The 14,645-nt window shown below is 32.2% G+C and carries 15 protein-coding genes and 1 pseudogene; 6 read left to right on the top strand and 10 right to left on the bottom strand.

The window, feature by feature from the left end; all coding sequences use genetic code 11:
• The first annotated feature begins 138 nt into the window (after window positions 1–138).
• Window positions 139–1,520, top strand: a pseudogene (locus E2558_RS03340) (aspartate kinase).
• A gap of 83 nt (window positions 1,521–1,603) precedes the next feature.
• On the opposite strand, the gene E2558_RS03335 reads toward E2558_RS03340, so the two are convergent.
• On the bottom strand, window positions 1,604–2,185 hold the full coding sequence (locus tag E2558_RS03335) for a hypothetical protein (RefSeq protein ID WP_126566754.1): 582 nt from the start codon (window positions 2,183–2,185) through the stop codon (window positions 1,604–1,606).
• Window positions 2,186–2,645: 460 nt separating this feature from the next.
• On the opposite strand from E2558_RS03335, the gene E2558_RS03330 reads away from it, so the two are divergent.
• Window positions 2,646–3,503, top strand: coding sequence for a hypothetical protein (locus E2558_RS03330; RefSeq protein ID WP_126566751.1), 858 nt, complete (start codon window positions 2,646–2,648; stop codon window positions 3,501–3,503).
• 94 nt (window positions 3,504–3,597) lie between these two features.
• On the opposite strand, the gene nucI is transcribed toward E2558_RS03330, so the two are convergent.
• Window positions 3,598–4,134 carry a thermonuclease NucI gene (nucI, locus tag E2558_RS03325; protein WP_126566749.1) on the bottom strand — a complete coding sequence of 179 codons (537 nt, stop codon included), beginning with the start codon at window positions 4,132–4,134 and terminating at the stop codon, window positions 3,598–3,600.
• Window positions 4,135–4,299: 165 nt separating this feature from the next.
• Here nucI and E2558_RS03320 point away from each other — a divergent pair, with 165 nt between their 5' ends.
• Together E2558_RS03320 and E2558_RS03315 are read left to right on the top strand one after the other, a co-directional pair.
• Window positions 4,300–4,491 (top strand): LapA family protein, encoded by a 192-nt coding sequence (locus E2558_RS03320; RefSeq protein WP_126566747.1) that lies wholly within the window; start codon window positions 4,300–4,302, stop codon window positions 4,489–4,491.
• 352 nt (window positions 4,492–4,843) lie between these two features.
• Window positions 4,844–5,026: a hypothetical protein gene (locus E2558_RS03315; protein WP_126566745.1), complete on the top strand. Its 183-nt coding sequence runs from the start codon at window positions 4,844–4,846 to the stop codon at window positions 5,024–5,026.
• A gap of 60 nt (window positions 5,027–5,086) precedes the next feature.
• On the opposite strand, the gene cls is transcribed toward E2558_RS03315, so the two are convergent.
• Both cls and E2558_RS03305 read right to left on the bottom strand, forming a co-directional pair.
• Window positions 5,087–6,571, bottom strand: coding sequence for a cardiolipin synthase (gene cls / locus E2558_RS03310; RefSeq protein WP_126566742.1), 1,485 nt, complete (start codon window positions 6,569–6,571; stop codon window positions 5,087–5,089).
• 38 nt (window positions 6,572–6,609) lie between these two features.
• On the bottom strand, window positions 6,610–6,804 hold the full coding sequence (locus E2558_RS03305) for a hypothetical protein (RefSeq protein ID WP_126566740.1): 195 nt from the start codon (window positions 6,802–6,804) through the stop codon (window positions 6,610–6,612).
• A 214-nt stretch (window positions 6,805–7,018) separates the two neighbouring features.
• Between E2558_RS03305 and E2558_RS03300 the strand changes: the two genes are divergently transcribed.
• A complete protein-coding gene (locus E2558_RS03300) occupies window positions 7,019–8,044 on the top strand; it encodes a threonine aldolase family protein (RefSeq protein ID WP_126566738.1) in 1,026 nt (341 codons plus the stop codon).
• Window positions 8,045–8,227: 183 nt separating this feature from the next.
• Here the strand turns inward: E2558_RS03300 and glnA are convergent, their stop codons facing one another.
• From glnA to hflX, 4 genes are all read right to left on the bottom strand, one after another.
• Window positions 8,228–9,568: a type I glutamate--ammonia ligase gene (gene glnA, locus E2558_RS03295; protein ID WP_126566736.1), complete on the bottom strand. Its 1,341-nt coding sequence runs from the start codon at window positions 9,566–9,568 to the stop codon at window positions 8,228–8,230.
• 20 nt (window positions 9,569–9,588) lie between these two features.
• Window positions 9,589–9,957 carry a MerR family transcriptional regulator gene (locus E2558_RS03290; protein WP_186805176.1) on the bottom strand — a complete coding sequence of 123 codons (369 nt, stop codon included), beginning with the start codon at window positions 9,955–9,957 and terminating at the stop codon, window positions 9,589–9,591.
• Window positions 9,958–10,170: 213 nt separating this feature from the next.
• Window positions 10,171–11,409, bottom strand: a complete 1,239-nt coding sequence (locus E2558_RS03285) for a methionine gamma-lyase family protein (protein ID WP_126566731.1) — start codon at window positions 11,407–11,409, stop codon at window positions 10,171–10,173.
• A gap of 19 nt (window positions 11,410–11,428) precedes the next feature.
• Window positions 11,429–12,667, bottom strand: a complete 1,239-nt coding sequence (hflX, locus tag E2558_RS03280) for a GTPase HflX (RefSeq protein ID WP_126566729.1) — start codon at window positions 12,665–12,667, stop codon at window positions 11,429–11,431.
• Window positions 12,668–12,776: 109 nt separating this feature from the next.
• Between hflX and E2558_RS03275 the strand changes: the two genes are divergently transcribed.
• Window positions 12,777–13,253, top strand: a complete 477-nt coding sequence (locus E2558_RS03275) for a glutathione peroxidase (protein ID WP_126566727.1) — start codon at window positions 12,777–12,779, stop codon at window positions 13,251–13,253.
• A 191-nt stretch (window positions 13,254–13,444) separates the two neighbouring features.
• On the opposite strand, the gene hfq is transcribed toward E2558_RS03275, so the two are convergent.
• A complete protein-coding gene (hfq, locus tag E2558_RS03270) occupies window positions 13,445–13,687 on the bottom strand; it encodes an RNA chaperone Hfq (RefSeq protein ID WP_126566725.1) in 243 nt (80 codons plus the stop codon).
• Entirely contained in the window at window positions 13,641–14,639 is a 999-nt protein-coding gene (gene miaA / locus E2558_RS03265) for a tRNA (adenosine(37)-N6)-dimethylallyltransferase MiaA (RefSeq protein WP_126566723.1), read from the bottom strand. The genes hfq and miaA overlap by 47 nt, the downstream gene beginning before the upstream one ends.
• Window positions 14,640–14,645 lie beyond the last annotated feature (6 nt).

Raw genomic sequence — 14,645 nt, 5'->3', positions numbered from 1 at the left:
AATATACTTTATTATAGTATACTATTAAATTGATAGGACTTTTTTAGCGTAAAAAGTGAATATATAGATATATATTACCACGGGGTATCAGAAAATTAAATAGAATTTTCTGATTTTTTAGAAAGGTTGATACAATTTATGAAAGTAGCAAAATTCGGCGGTAGTTCTGTTTCAAATGCAACTCAAATTAAAAAAGTCCTTAATATTGTCAATGAAGATGACGAACGTAAAATCATTATTGTTTCTGCTCCTGGAAAAAGACACAAAGATGATATAAAAACAACTGACCTTTTAATTCGTTTGTATGAAAAGGTTCTAAATGGATTAGACTATCAAGATAAAAAGAAGGAAATTATTCAGCGCTATGCAGATATTTTAGAAGAGCTAGAGATGGATATGATTTTTTTAACTACAATTGATGAAACACTTGAACACATCATTAAAACATTAAAAAACGAACCCCTCGTTTATATGATGCTTTATTATCGTGCGGCGAGAATTTTAATGCTCAATTAATCGCAAGTTATAATAACTCACAAGATGTTAAAACAACATACTTTTCCCCTAAAGATGCTGGTATTTTAGTTAGTGATTTGCCTCAACAAGCACAAATTTTAGAAGAAGCTTATGACCAAATCTATAAACTGAGAGAGGTTGAAGGAAAAATTATTATTCCTGGTTTCTTCGGGGTATCTAAACAAAATTATGTTGTAACGTTCCCTAGAGGCGGATCAGATATCACTGGTGCAATTATTGCTAGAGGCGTAAGAGCATCACTTTATGAAAACTTTACTGACGTTTCAGGTATTTTCAAAGCGAATCCAAATGTTATAAAAAATCCAGAACTCATTAATGAAATTACATATAGAGAAATGCGCGAATTATCTTATGCAGGGTTTGGTGTTTTCCACGATGAAGCACTACAACCTTTGTATAAACATAGAATTCCTGTAGTTATTAAAAATACTAATCGTCCCCAAGATAAAGGAACGTTCATTAGACATGATCGCGATATTAATGATAAAGAAGTTATTATCGGTATTAGTTGTGACAAAGACTTTACAGTAATTAATATAAAAAAATATCTGATGAATAGACAAGTTGGGTTTACTCGTAAAATATTAGAAATTCTTGAAGATTACAATATTTCTTTTGACCATATGCCTTCAGGAATCGATAGTATCAGTATTATTATGCGTACACATCAAATTAAAGGTAAGGAACAAGAAGTTTTAAATGCTATACGTAAAAAATGCGATGTTGATGAATTAAGTATTGAACATGATCTAGCTATTTTAATGATTGTAGGCGAAGGAATGAACAAATCTGTAGGTACCGCCCATCAAATTACGCATGCATTAGCCGAATCTAATATTAACTTAAAAATGATTAACCAAGGCGCCTCAGAAATTTCAATGATGTTTGGAATTTCGGTTGAAGATGCTGATAAAGCAGTCTTATCAACCTATGAATATTGTTATCACGGTGTTTGTTTAAAAAATTTATGTGCTAAAAAGTAATAAAAAGCAACTGATATGTTGATAAATACTGTTAAAGTCTTATCTATATCAGTTGCTTTTTTCTATCTTAAATTTTATTAGGTTTAACCTTGTGTTAAAGCTGCTTGGATTCTTTGCTCACCCACAACCATTTTTAATATAACAAATTGATAGTAACTTAACGCTTCTAATACCCTTTTATAATTTGGTAATTGATGATAATTTTGATTATCCATCAAATCATACATTAGCACTATTTCTGGTTTTATATAATCAACATTCCAAGTGAGCGAATGAAAATAAATACTATTTTTAGGTAGACGAATACTTTCATCTAATCTAAATATCCATTCTTCATTTACAACATCATAAATAAAGATATTTAGAACTAATTCATTATTAATTGTGACATCGATATGAGCTACTTCCGGCACATTTAATTTATCTTTATCCATTTTCTTATTATTTTTATTATAAAAATTATATGTGTATGATGAAGGAATTACTCTTAACACTTCGACTAAATATTTTCTCTCAACACATATGTCAACTTTTGAAGGTAGCGTAAAGTTATCGTTTAAAAATAACTGCATAGCGACTTCCCCATGAAATTTAAAAGATTTTCGACATTTTGATTTAAGAATGTCTACTAACTTTTCTACATATTCTTGATGTTCATTCTCCATTCTACTACCTCCTAAGGAAACGCTTTCATAGTGATTATTATACCTTTCTTGTACAATATTTTCAAACTTCAATTTATGAAAAATATGTAAGTATTTAACTCATAAAATGTTAATTCCAACATTTTAAATTCAATTAATATTTAATTGATAATTAACTATTATAAAATAATTCTTTAAAATTTTCGATATAAAAATAACTAATTTATAAGCCAAATTACTTCTAACAGAAACCTACATTATATTTATCAAACCTAAAAGTTAAGAAACTTGAATTAAAATTAAAGTGTAAAATCAATTGTTTTTAATAATGTCTTAACAAAATCTTAAGACCTTCTTGATTTTCAGAATATTGAACTGTCGATATATTACGTTTATAATTTATGTGTTGTCTTATATCATTTAAAATTTTTGAAAACGTTTAATGATATAAACGAATAAACAAAAATGCAGGTGATTAATTATGACGTTAACGGTTATTTTGCTAATTATCATAGCAGTACTTATCTTGGCATTTATTTTAAATCAACGTTATATGCAAGATCGAGTTGACACTGAAATGTATGCTAGAAATCAAATGATATCTAAAAATGCAGTTTTAAGTAAAGAGAATTTAGATCTTAGAAACAAAATGTTAAGTTCTAACAAGGAAATCAGTCCGCATGCTAAAAGTAATGCAAAAAGAGTGATAAGAGAAATTTTAGATAACTACATCACTGAAGGTCAATTAAAATTTTATCATATCGTTACGACGAGTAATCTAGCAACTAAACATCCTTTATTCGAATATGCTAGAACATTTGATTTTATTGTTATTTCTGATATTGGTTTAATCAATATTGATGTCAAAAAATGGAATCAGAAAACGTTCTATCATTTTAATGCGCCGGTAGACGATAAAATGGTTATTGATACTAAAGATGTTAATCAAATAGTTGGTCATTATATTAGCAAACAGTTTCATAGCCAATTCAATTCACCACGTAGTGACATTTATACTTTTGTCGAAAAAGTTCAAAATAATAGAGTGATTTATGACTTTTATGACTATGATCCATATGAACAAGCTGCGATAAATTCTAAGTCTTTAAAAGATAATATTGAAAAGCATTTTGACCACAAAATTCAAAGTATTGGTATTATTTACTTTAGTGATGGAAGTGTTAATATCATTGAAGGTGCGCAAGATCGTGAGAAATATGTAGACACAGTCTCAACAAAATATTCACTCGAACATGTGATTAAAAATGCAATTAATTTATCTAAACACCCACTTACTGAAGCACAGGCTAGTAAAATCGTCAATAGCTTCAATAACTAATTTATTTTGATGAATCGAATATTTAACATTAATGATAAAAGCGATTATCATACCATTTTCCTAGATAATATGATAATCGCTTTTTCTCTTTATTTTAGCTCCAGATATTAACTTTATTCTTTTTAGCTTCCGCTTCATCTTTTTCAAAAGTACTTCTATATTTACCGTTAGGCGCAAAATATTTTTCACGTGCCAACCCTTGTTTTACTAATTCTTCATTGTACATTGTATCTTTATCTAACCAGACATATGCTAAAGTACGTCCGTATCGATCTTCTTTTTCTTTATCGTACTCTAAGTATACATCTTTACCTGATAAATGTTTTTTACTATAATTTGAAGCTTCTTTTCCATAAGGTTGCACAGGTGTATTAGGTTTAACGGTTTCAGGCGTATCCACACCGATTAATCTTATTTTTATTTCTTTACCGCTATTATTTCTAGCTACAAATGTATCACCATCGACGACACGTTCAATATGTACTTTCTCTTTACCCTTTAATTCTGTAGTTGATGAAGTTGGGCTCCCGCTATTTTTAAACGGACCTGTGTGATTAATAAATTGGAATGCTAACACCCCTACTATAATCACAGCTAAGACGATTATACTGAGAGATTTTTTAGATTTCATGAACTCACCTGCTCTTCTTTTCGATACTTCCATATAATATATAATTCAAATTTAATCGTCAATTAAATATTTACTTTTATTTATATAAATCGTTTTTTTATTTTTCCTGAAAATGAAGAAACAATTAAAATCATGCTATAATGTAATGCGTTAGGAGTGAAACACATGAACGAACGTAATGAAAATTTACTGACTACTATAACTGTCGTAATCGCCATCATCATTGGTGTTATTCTTCAAATTGTTTATAAACTTCCAATCATTGTATCAGTAGTAGTAGCCGTATTATTAGGCGTTTTAGTCGGTTTTATTATTTATATTATTCAATCCTTTATTAAAAAACGTAAAAACAAATAAGAGGCTGAGACAAATTAAAATGTCTCAGCCTTTGCTAATATATTGGCAAAGACTGACTGGTTTGAAAATGCGCTTAAATCAAGCTTTTTTCAAATCTAGTCACCCTTGCCGGGGAGCGGGGCCCCAGCACAGAGAATGTCATTAAGAAATTCCACTAATAAAGCAAGCTGGGGTTGGACGACAAAATTTATTTAATTTCTGTCCCACTCCCTTATTTTTAATATTTAAGATTAATTTAAAGTCAGTGTGGTAGATATAAGGAATAACTATATAATTTATCCTTTATAGAAATATTAAGACGATAATCAAAAAGAAACCTCATATTAAATACTAAAGTAAAGAGGTGGAAACAATGGAAATTCTTGATATTATTATCGATACACATGGACTTATTTATAGAGTGCAAACGCAAAATGGCAATATATTTGAACACACATTAGCTAATGAAACACCACCAGACAAAGTAGCACAAGTTTTGCGTTTATTAGCGACTCACGTAGATCAATTAGAAGCGGAAAAGGCAAAAAATAATTAAATCCATCCTTCTAAAAAAACTCACTAAAACTAAAATTTAGTCTTAGTGAGTCATTAAATTCTATAGAATTGGCGATACTAATTTAGCTATATCTTCTTTTATTTTTATAGATAGTGATCGTTTGTCATATTCTTCTTTTGTTAGTTGTTTAGATTTTTTAACATCTTCTTCAAATGCTGTTTTAAGTTGTTGCGCGATATCTTTGTCATAGATAAATGCATTGACTTCAAAGTTTAAAGCAAAGCTTCGGTAGTCCATATTTGCTGACCCCACACTGCTGACTTCTCCATCAATCATAGCGACTTTTGAATGGATAAAGCCATTTTCATACATATAAACTTTGACACCACTTTCAATTAAATCTGCTGCATTTGAAAATGTAGCCCAGTATACGAAAGGATGGTCAGGTTTACTTGGAATCATTAAGTGCACGTCCACGCCGGCGTTAGCAGCCATTTTCAAAGCGTTTATATAAGAACGATCTGGAATAAAGTATGGACTTTGTAAATAAACCGATTGCTTAGCACTCATAATCATCTTCGTGTAACCATATTCAATTTGATGAAGCTCATAAGCTGGTCCGCTAGAAGCAATTTGAATTGCCGAATTGCCATGATGTTGCGCTTTCTTCGGTGGGAAATACTTATCATCATATTCAAATTGAGGACGATGGGCTTGAGAGTTCCAGTCGAGAATAAAACGCATTTGTAAAGCATCGACCACATCACCTTCAACACGAATATGCGTATCACGCCAGTACCCTAATTTCCCTAATCCCAAATAATCGTCACCAATGTTAAAACCACCAATGTAACCAACTTGGCCATCAATAACAATAATTTTGCGATGATTACGGTTATTCATTCTAAAGTTGATAAGTGGAAATTTAGAGGCAAAGAAAGCTTCTACCTCCCCACCTAATGACTTAAAATGTTTAAATTTAGACATTCTTACTTTTTTAGAGCCTACATCGTCATATAAGATTTTTACTTCTAAGCCTTCTTTAAGCTTTGTTTCTAGTGCATCAATAATTCGATGCCCTAGCCCGTCTAGTTCGAAAGTATAATATTCTAAATGTATGTAGTCTTTCGCATTATAGATATCTTCAATTACTTTGTCGTAAAGTTGATGACCATCTATAAATAAATCTACTTTATTATCTTCAGTTAAAAAGGCATCTTGTTTCATTAATAGCATTCTAATCATATCACGATGTTTTTTAACTTCATTATTATTCGTTTGATAATTATTAGCGTCTAATGCTTCAACTTGTTGCTTAATGACATCTTTGAAGGTATCCAATTCTTTACCGTTGTTTTTCTCCATTTTACGTTTAGATACTGTTCTACCAAAGAATAGATATAGAATAAAGCCTATTAAAGGCAAAACGAATAATACAAATAACCAGGCCCATGTCGATGTTGCGCTGCGTCGATTTCTTTCTAAAAATATAATTATAAAAGCTAATACTAAATTAATAATAAACCCTAAAGCTAATATAATTGTAAATACAGTCCCTAAATCTGGACCAAATATATATTTCATAACATTTACTCCTATTAACCCGATATTAATGCTTAAAATTATTGGTGCGCTAAAATTAATGTAGCACTTAAAACTTCTTCGTTATGTGGAAACTTTTGTTCTTCTACTCTTTCAATTGAAGCATTTAAAAGCTTAAATTGACTACCTTCCTTACTAGCTAAAAACTCATTAACTTTAGCTTCTAAACCTTCTAATGTTTTTTCTTTAATCTTTTTGAATTTAATCTTATTCATCTATCTAACACTCCTCTTTTCTGTTTGTTTAAATCATAGTCTTTTTATATACGTTTAGCAACTAAATTTAAATATATTAGTTAAAACGCTTACAATTATATTTTTTTAATATTAAATTCACATCACGAGTGATTTAAGGTATACTAAAGACATTCTTTTAAATTTTCAGAATAATATAATAATTTGTGTTAATTAATTCCATGGAGGGAAATATATGATTTCTTTTGAAAATGACTACCTAGAAGGCGCACATGAAAAAGTGTTACAAAGACTACTCGATACGAATTTAATACAAGCAAGTGGCTATGGGGATGATCAATTTTCCAAAAAAGCAGCTGAACAAATTAAAGCTACTATTAAATGTCCTGAAGCAACCGTACGTTTCTTAGTAGGCGGTACACAAACCAATCAAGTTGTAATTAATTCCGTTTTAGAATCGTATGAAGGTGTCATTTCAGCCGACACAGGACATGTCGCAGTACATGAAGGTGGCGCAATAGAATTTAGCGGTCACAAAGTCTTAGCTATTCCTTCTCATGAAGGGAAAATCACACCTAAAAAAGTTAATGCTTATTTAGATACGTTCTATAGTGATTTTAAACGTGAACATATGGTATTTCCTGGCATGGTATATATTTCTCATCCAACTGAATATGGAACGTTATATAGTAAAGAAGAATTAAAAAATCTAGCTGCTGTTTGTAAAGAACATAAAGTACCATTATTCATGGATGGCGCTAGATTAGGTTACGGATTGATGAGTGATCAAAGTGATTTAACTATTGAAGATATTGCGAAGTATTGTGATATATTTTATATCGGCGGTACAAAAATCGGTGCCTTATGTGGCGAAGCAATTGTCTTCACAAATAATAACGAACCGAAACACTTCACAACACGTATTAAACAACATGGTGCTTTATTAGCTAAAGGTCGTTTAGTCGGTGTCCAGTTCTTAGAATTATTTACTAATAATTTATACTTTGACATTAGCCGTCATGCGATTAACATGGCTAACAAGATGAAAAAAGGATTTATCGAAAAAGGCTATCAAGTATATTTCGACTCACCTACCAACCAACAATTTTTTGTTTTAAGTGAAGATAAGATTAAAGAATTACAACAAAAAGTGAAATTCGCAGTGTGGGAAAAATATGATGATAACCATCGTGTCGTTAGATTTGCGACAAGTTGGGCTACTACTGAAGAAAACGTAGATAAGTTATTAGAGTTAATTTGATATTGAAAAACAGGGCTAATTTTAAAGTTAGCCCTGTTTTTAATGAATTTTAAAATAGTTGCCCATTTCTTCAAAATTATACTTATTTTTCTCATTCAATTACCCAACTAAAAACAAAAAAGAGCTAAGGCAAAATGCCTTAACTCCTTATTTCCCTAAGTCTTTCCCCGATTTGCTTAGCGATTAATATTGTTTCATATATTGTTCGCGTTCCCATTCAGACACTTGAGTTCTGTAATAGTCCCACTCAATTGATTTAGAATTGATGAATTGATTGTAAATGTGGTTACCTAACGCTTTTTTAACTGTGTCGTTTTCACGCATAGCTTTTAGCGCTGTGTATAATGTTGATGGAAGATCTTGAATGCCTACAGCTTCGCGTTCTTCACGATTCATTTCATAAATATTTTGGTTTACTGGTTCTGGTACTTTAGTTTTGTTTTTAATACCATCTAATCCAGCTTGTAAGATTGTTGCTAATGCCATGTATGGGTTAGCAGCTGGGTCAACTGAACGTACTTCAATACGAGTTGATAATCCTCTTGAAGAAGGTACACGTACTAATGGTGAACGGTTTTTACCACTCCATGCGATATAACATGGTGCTTCGTAACCTGGTACTAAACGTTTGTAAGAGTTTACTAATGGGTTACATACAGCAGTGAATCCACGTGCGTTGTTTAAGATACCTGCAGTGAAGTGATATGCATCGTCAGTTAATTGCATTTCGCCATTTGGATCGTAGAATGCATTTTCTTTACCTTTGAATAATGAAACGTTGAAGTGCATTCCGCTTCCGTTAACACCAAATAATGGTTTTGGCATAAATGTTGCATGTAAATTATGTTTACGAGCAATTGTTTTAACAACTAATTTGAATGTTTGGATGTTGTCACATGCTGAAATTGCGTCTGCATATTTGAAGTCAATTTCATGTTGACCAGGCGCAACTTCGTGGTGACTTGCTTCGATATCGAATCCCATATCTTCAAGTTCTAATACGATATCACGACGGCAATTTTCACCTAAGTCAGTTGGTGCTAAATCGAAGTAACCACCATTATCGTTTAATTCTAATGTTGGTTCACCTTTTTCATCTAATTTGAATAAGAAGAATTCTGGTTCAGGCCCTAGGTTAAAGTCTGTGTAGCCCATATCTTCCATTTCTTTTAAGACACGTTTTAAGTTTGTACGTGGGTCACCAGCGAATGGTTCACCATCAGTCGTGTAAACATCACAGATTAAACGTGCTACTTTACCTTGACCAACAGTCCATGGGAAGATTACCCAAGTATCTAAGTCTGGGTGTAAGTACATATCTGATTCTTCGATACGTACGAAACCTTCGATTGATGATCCATCAAACATCATTTCGTTATCTAAAACTTTTTCTAATTGGCTAACTGGTACTTCAACGTTTTTGATTGTACCTAAGATATCAGTGAATTGTAATCTTAAATATCTAACGTTTTCTTCTTTTGCAAATTTACGAATATCATCTTTACTAAATGTACGTTTTGGCATAACAGAAATCCTCCAAATATTTATTTAATAAATCGCGATAAATCGCCACGATTTATTGGCAAAGCTTCACCATGTGGTTTTTGCGTTGCGTCTACAATCATTCTCTTTCTAGTCTCTTGTTCATCGGGTGACAAATGCCCTTGATTACCGGTAATGATTTGTTTAATTCCCTTCAGGTTAAATCCTTTTTCAATTAAGGATTTAATTTCTAAAAGTCTTTCCAAATCATTTAAAGAAAACAATCGTTTGTTTCCTTCCGTACGTTCGGGCTTTACAAGTTCATGTGTTTCATAGTAGCGGATCTGTCTAGCAGTGAGGTCGGTTAATTTACAAACTACACTCATAGAGAACACGGCCATATTGCGTCTTATTCTATCGTTAGACATCAATAACCTCACCTCTACTTTTGAACTTGTCTATAATTTAGCATAGTTTCATTCGCATTACAAAAATATGTTAGGTTTTCTGACATAAAAATTTAAATACTCCTTAAATGTTGTTATATCAAGCATTTGCTTCATATAATTATTAAATTTCGCATTATAATTTATCTTCATTTTCAGAAAAAATAAAAAACCTACTTAAAAAAGTAGGAATTTTTATTAAATCATATTCTGTTCTTTCAAATGGCTCACTGCTCTAGTTACGGCAATCTTCACATGTTCATATGTTAGTCCACCTTGCACATAAGCTTCAAATGGCGGTCGAATCGGGCCATCTGCAGATAATTCAATAGAAGAACCTTGAACGAAAGTACCTGCTGCCATAATAACATCATCTTCATAACCCGGCATATAACTAGGTTCTGGACTGAAATGTGCATTAATTGGTGAGGCATGTTGAATACTTTGACAGAACGCAATCATTTGTTCTTTCGTATCAAATTGAACTGTTTGAATCAAATCGGTACGTTGTTCATTATATTTAGGTACAGTGTTCATGTTCATTTTTTCAAGAAGTAGACTAGTAAATAAGGCGCCTTTTAAACTTTGACTTACGACATGAGGCGCAAGGAAGAAGCCTTGATACATTTCTTGTAGTGAATTCAATGACGCACCCGCTTCTTTCCCAATACCAGGAGCAGTCAAGCGATAGCCACAGCGTTCGATTAAATCCTTTCTACCAGCAATGTAACCACCAATCTTAGCTAATCCACCACCAGGATTTTTAATTAATGATCCAGCGATTAAATCAGCCCCTACTTCAATAGGTTCACGGCGTTCGACAAATTCACCATAACAATTGTCGACAAAGACTATAATATTTGGGTGGTGTTGTTTAATACATTTGATAGCCTCTTCAATTTCATCAACTGGAATAGATGGACGTTGATCATAACCTTTAGAACGTTGAATCGCTATCACTTTCGTTTTCTCTGAGATAGTATTTAAAACACTCTCAACATCGATTTGACCGTTCTTTAAAGCGACTTCGTTATAACTTACGCCATGTTCTTTCAAACTTTCAATACCATTACCGTTAACCCCTATCACTTCTAATAACGTATCATACGGGCTACCTGTAATATAAATGAGTTCATCTCCATATTTAAGAGTACTTTGAAGTGCTAACGTTATCGCATGTGTACCTGAAATGATTTGTGGTCTGACAATCGCATCTTCCGCTTTAAATGTATGCGCGTATATTTCTTCTAAATGATCACGTCCGAAATCATCGTAACCGTACCCTGTACTACCCGTTAAGTCACTTTCTGTGGCTTTAACATGATGAAATGCATTTAACACTTTTTCTTGATTAATATATGCAGTTTCTTCTATTTCTTTAAAATATGGCGCCAAAGTATCTTCTACTTCAGTAACCAATTGTTTAATATCTGACATGCTTAATGACTTCCTTTTACTATTTTTTATAACCTTCAATAAGGTATTCTTCTTTTTCAGCGTCAAAATCCATTTCTTCTATTAATGTATGTTGTTTCAAGAAATATAATCTGTCGGCATCAGCTGCAGGAACCGTCTCTTTATAATGCGTTAATGACGCTTTGATTTGTTGAAACAATAATTGTTTCACTTTCGCTTTATCTTCGTCAGCTCGACTAGAAACAAATATTGAAGGCGCCTCTGAAACAGGGGCATCTTCTTCTTTATTACATTGATCTTTTTTATTGAAAATGACTGCTTGTGGAATTTGATCCATGTCTAAATCTTTTACTAATTGATTAACAGTATCAAATTGTGCACGGTGTTCAGGATGACTTGCATCTACGACATGTAATAATAAATCTGCACCTTTTGCTTCTTCTAATGTTGATTTAAAAGCAGCAATAAGCGTAGTTGGTAATTTTTGAATAAATCCAACAGTATCTGAAATAATTAAATTAAAGCCATCATTAATTTGAATTTGTCTTGTTTTAGGATCTAATGTCGCAAATAGTAAATCTTTTTCAAAAGTCGTTTCACCAGCTAAGACATTGAACCATGATGATTTACCCGCATTTGTATAACCAATTAATGCGATTTGATACACTTGGTTTTGTTCTCGTTTATTACGATAACGTTCACGATGTTCTACCACTGTTTGAAGTTGATGCTTAATTTCATTCATACGGGTTCTGATATGACGACGATCCATTTCTAACTTAGTTTCACCAGGACCTCTTGTACCAATTCCGCCGCCTAAACGTGATAAGCTTTTTCCATGACCCTGTAATCGTGGTAAAAGATAATCTAATTGTGCTAACTCAACTTGAAGTTTACCTTCTCTACTACGCGCTCTTAACGCGAAGATTTCAAGAATTAATTGAGTTCTATCGATAATTTTTATGCCCAAATTATCATTTAATGTTTTCGACTGTGCAGTAGTTAATTCATCATTCGTTACTACTACATCTATTTCATGAAATTCTATAAAAGCTTTTAATTCTTCGATTTTACCTTTACCAACATAATATTTATGATCAACCTGTTCTCTATTTTGTGTGATTTGTCCTTTAACATCTAGTTGGCAAGTTAATGATAATGCTTCTAATTCTTCCATTGTTGACTCAAAATTAAATTGATTATCGTTTTGAGCATGTACACCGACTAAAACAGCAGTTTCTAATTTTTTCTTTGTATCATGAGTGGTTTGCTGCGCCATGTTATACATCTCCTTCTAAAATGTTTCTCAAATATTCTATCATAGTGTGTTTCTTAAGACTATCTTCTAAAATTATGTTAAATTAAAGTTGATAAGAAAGGGTGATATTGTGGAAAATATATATGACTTTGTAGTAAAAAAATCTAACGGTGAAGATTATAAATTAGCTGACTATAAAGGTCAGGTTATGCTAATTGTAAATACAGCAAGTGAATGTGGTTTTACGCCACAATTTGAAGGCTTACAAGCTTTATATGAGAAATATAAAGATCAAGGCTTTATTGTTTTAGGTTTCCCTTGTAATCAATTTGGTGGACAAGAACCAGGTACTGGCGCTGAAGCGAACCAAAACTGCAAAATTAACTATGGCGTAACGTTCCCTATTCATGAAAAAGTAGACGTCAAAGGGGACAATCAACATCCTTTATTCCGTTACTTAACTGATGCGGCTAAAGGTATGTTGAATGAAAAAATCAAATGGAACTTTACTAAGTTCTTAGTAGATCGCGATGGCCGTGTAGTGAGCCGTTTCTCACCACAGAAAAAGCCAGCTCAAATCGAAAAAGATATTGAAAAATTATTATAAAACAAAAAGAAGCTTCATATCAGAAGACATTTATTTTCTAATGTCCGTCTGATATGAAGCTTTTTCTTATTACAAACATTTCCTCTATTTGTTCAAAAGTGCTAAAATGATGAGTTTTCAGCAAGTGAAAGTCATGCTAGACCGCTGTCTACGCTCTACAAAACTTTTAAACTTGGCACTTTGATTACAACTTATTCTTCACTCGCTACTGCTGATTCTGCTTCAGAAGCTTCATCATCAACAGTGAAAGTGCTGATCGCATGTTTGTAAATCAGATGGTGTTTGCCTTGAGATACTAAGCTAATCACGTATTTATCGAAGTCTTCGATAACACCTTTCATTTGAAATCCGTTTAAGAAAAAGACTGTGATTTCAGTTTTCTCTGCTTTAAAGTTCTCTAGTGCTTGATCTTGGATGTTGTGGTTTGCAATCATGTTTAGAACTCCTTTTATTTATTTGGGTTGTAATCTCATCTAACATCATTTGAAGTGTAAGTCTCTCTCTATCAAACCATTGAACATTTAGTTTATTTTTGAACCAAGTCAATTGTCGCTTAGCATATTGTCTAGAATGTTGCTTCAACGTTTCAATGGCAGGTTCTAATTCCATTTGTCCTTTGACTACGGGAACCAATTCTTTATAACCAATTGCTTGCATACTTTGAGTAGATTCAAAACCTTGTTCAACGAGTTGTTGCACTTCATTAAATAATCCGTGGCCCAACATAATATCAACACGTTTATTTATTCTTGAATATAATGTTTTGCGCGACATTTCAATCCCTATTAATAATGTATCATAATTTTCTGTAAATTGTTGCACTTTTTTGCGAGAACTTAAAAGTTTTTTCGTTTTTAAGTAGTATTCTATCGCTCTATTGACTCTTTTTCGATTATTGGGATGAATATCTTTTGCGGATTCAGGATCAAATGAAGCTAAATATTGATGTAAGGTTTGATTATCAAGTTGTTCTAATTCGCTCATTTTTGCATTGGCTTGTGCCTCTACTTCTTTAGATACACTTTCATCATCAAATGGATAGTCATAAATTAACGATTGTATATATAGTCCTGTGCCCCCAGCTATAATTGGCGTTTTGCCTTTAGCAGTAATTTCATCGATTAATATTTCTGCTCTTTTTTTAAAATCATAAGCAGAAAAAGTATCGTCTGGATTCAATATATCTATCATATGATGAGGTATGCCATCCATTTCTTCTTGAGTTACTTTAGCGGTACCAATGTCCATTTGTCGATACACTTGCATAGAATCTCCGCTGATGATTTCTCCATTGATGCGTTTGGCTAATTCAATACTTAGCTCAGTTTTACCTGAAGCAGTTGGCCCCACTATTACAACTAAAAAGGGTTTGGTAGAATCACTCAAAATTAT

The organism is Staphylococcus pragensis, from assembly GCF_004785665.1.
GTDB lineage: Bacteria > Bacillota > Bacilli > Staphylococcales > Staphylococcaceae > Staphylococcus > Staphylococcus pragensis.
This window is presented reverse-complemented; position numbering and strand designations above follow the sequence as displayed.

Excerpts from the sequence above, each read along its gene's own strand:
- E2558_RS03335 (WP_126566754.1), bottom strand. The coding sequence starts at position 2,185 with ATGGAGAATGAACATCAAGAATATGTAGAAAAGTTAGTAGACATTCTT.
- E2558_RS03330 (WP_126566751.1), top strand. The coding sequence starts at position 2,646 with ATGACGTTAACGGTTATTTTGCTAATTATCATAGCAGTACTTATCTTG.
- nucI (WP_126566749.1), bottom strand. The coding sequence starts at position 4,134 with ATGAAATCTAAAAAATCTCTCAGTATAATCGTCTTAGCTGTGATTATA.
- E2558_RS03320 (WP_126566747.1), top strand. The coding sequence starts at position 4,300 with ATGAACGAACGTAATGAAAATTTACTGACTACTATAACTGTCGTAATC.
- E2558_RS03315 (WP_126566745.1), top strand. The coding sequence starts at position 4,844 with ATGGAAATTCTTGATATTATTATCGATACACATGGACTTATTTATAGA.
- cls (WP_126566742.1), bottom strand. The coding sequence starts at position 6,571 with ATGAAATATATATTTGGTCCAGATTTAGGGACTGTATTTACAATTATA.
- E2558_RS03305 (WP_126566740.1), bottom strand. The coding sequence starts at position 6,804 with ATGAATAAGATTAAATTCAAAAAGATTAAAGAAAAAACATTAGAAGGT.
- E2558_RS03300 (WP_126566738.1), top strand. The coding sequence starts at position 7,019 with ATGATTTCTTTTGAAAATGACTACCTAGAAGGCGCACATGAAAAAGTG.
- glnA (WP_126566736.1), bottom strand. The coding sequence starts at position 9,568 with ATGCCAAAACGTACATTTAGTAAAGATGATATTCGTAAATTTGCAAAA.
- E2558_RS03285 (WP_126566731.1), bottom strand. The coding sequence starts at position 11,409 with ATGTCAGATATTAAACAATTGGTTACTGAAGTAGAAGATACTTTGGCG.
- hflX (WP_126566729.1), bottom strand. The coding sequence starts at position 12,667 with ATGGCGCAGCAAACCACTCATGATACAAAGAAAAAATTAGAAACTGCT.
- hfq (WP_126566725.1), bottom strand. The coding sequence starts at position 13,687 with ATGATTGCAAACCACAACATCCAAGATCAAGCACTAGAGAACTTTAAA.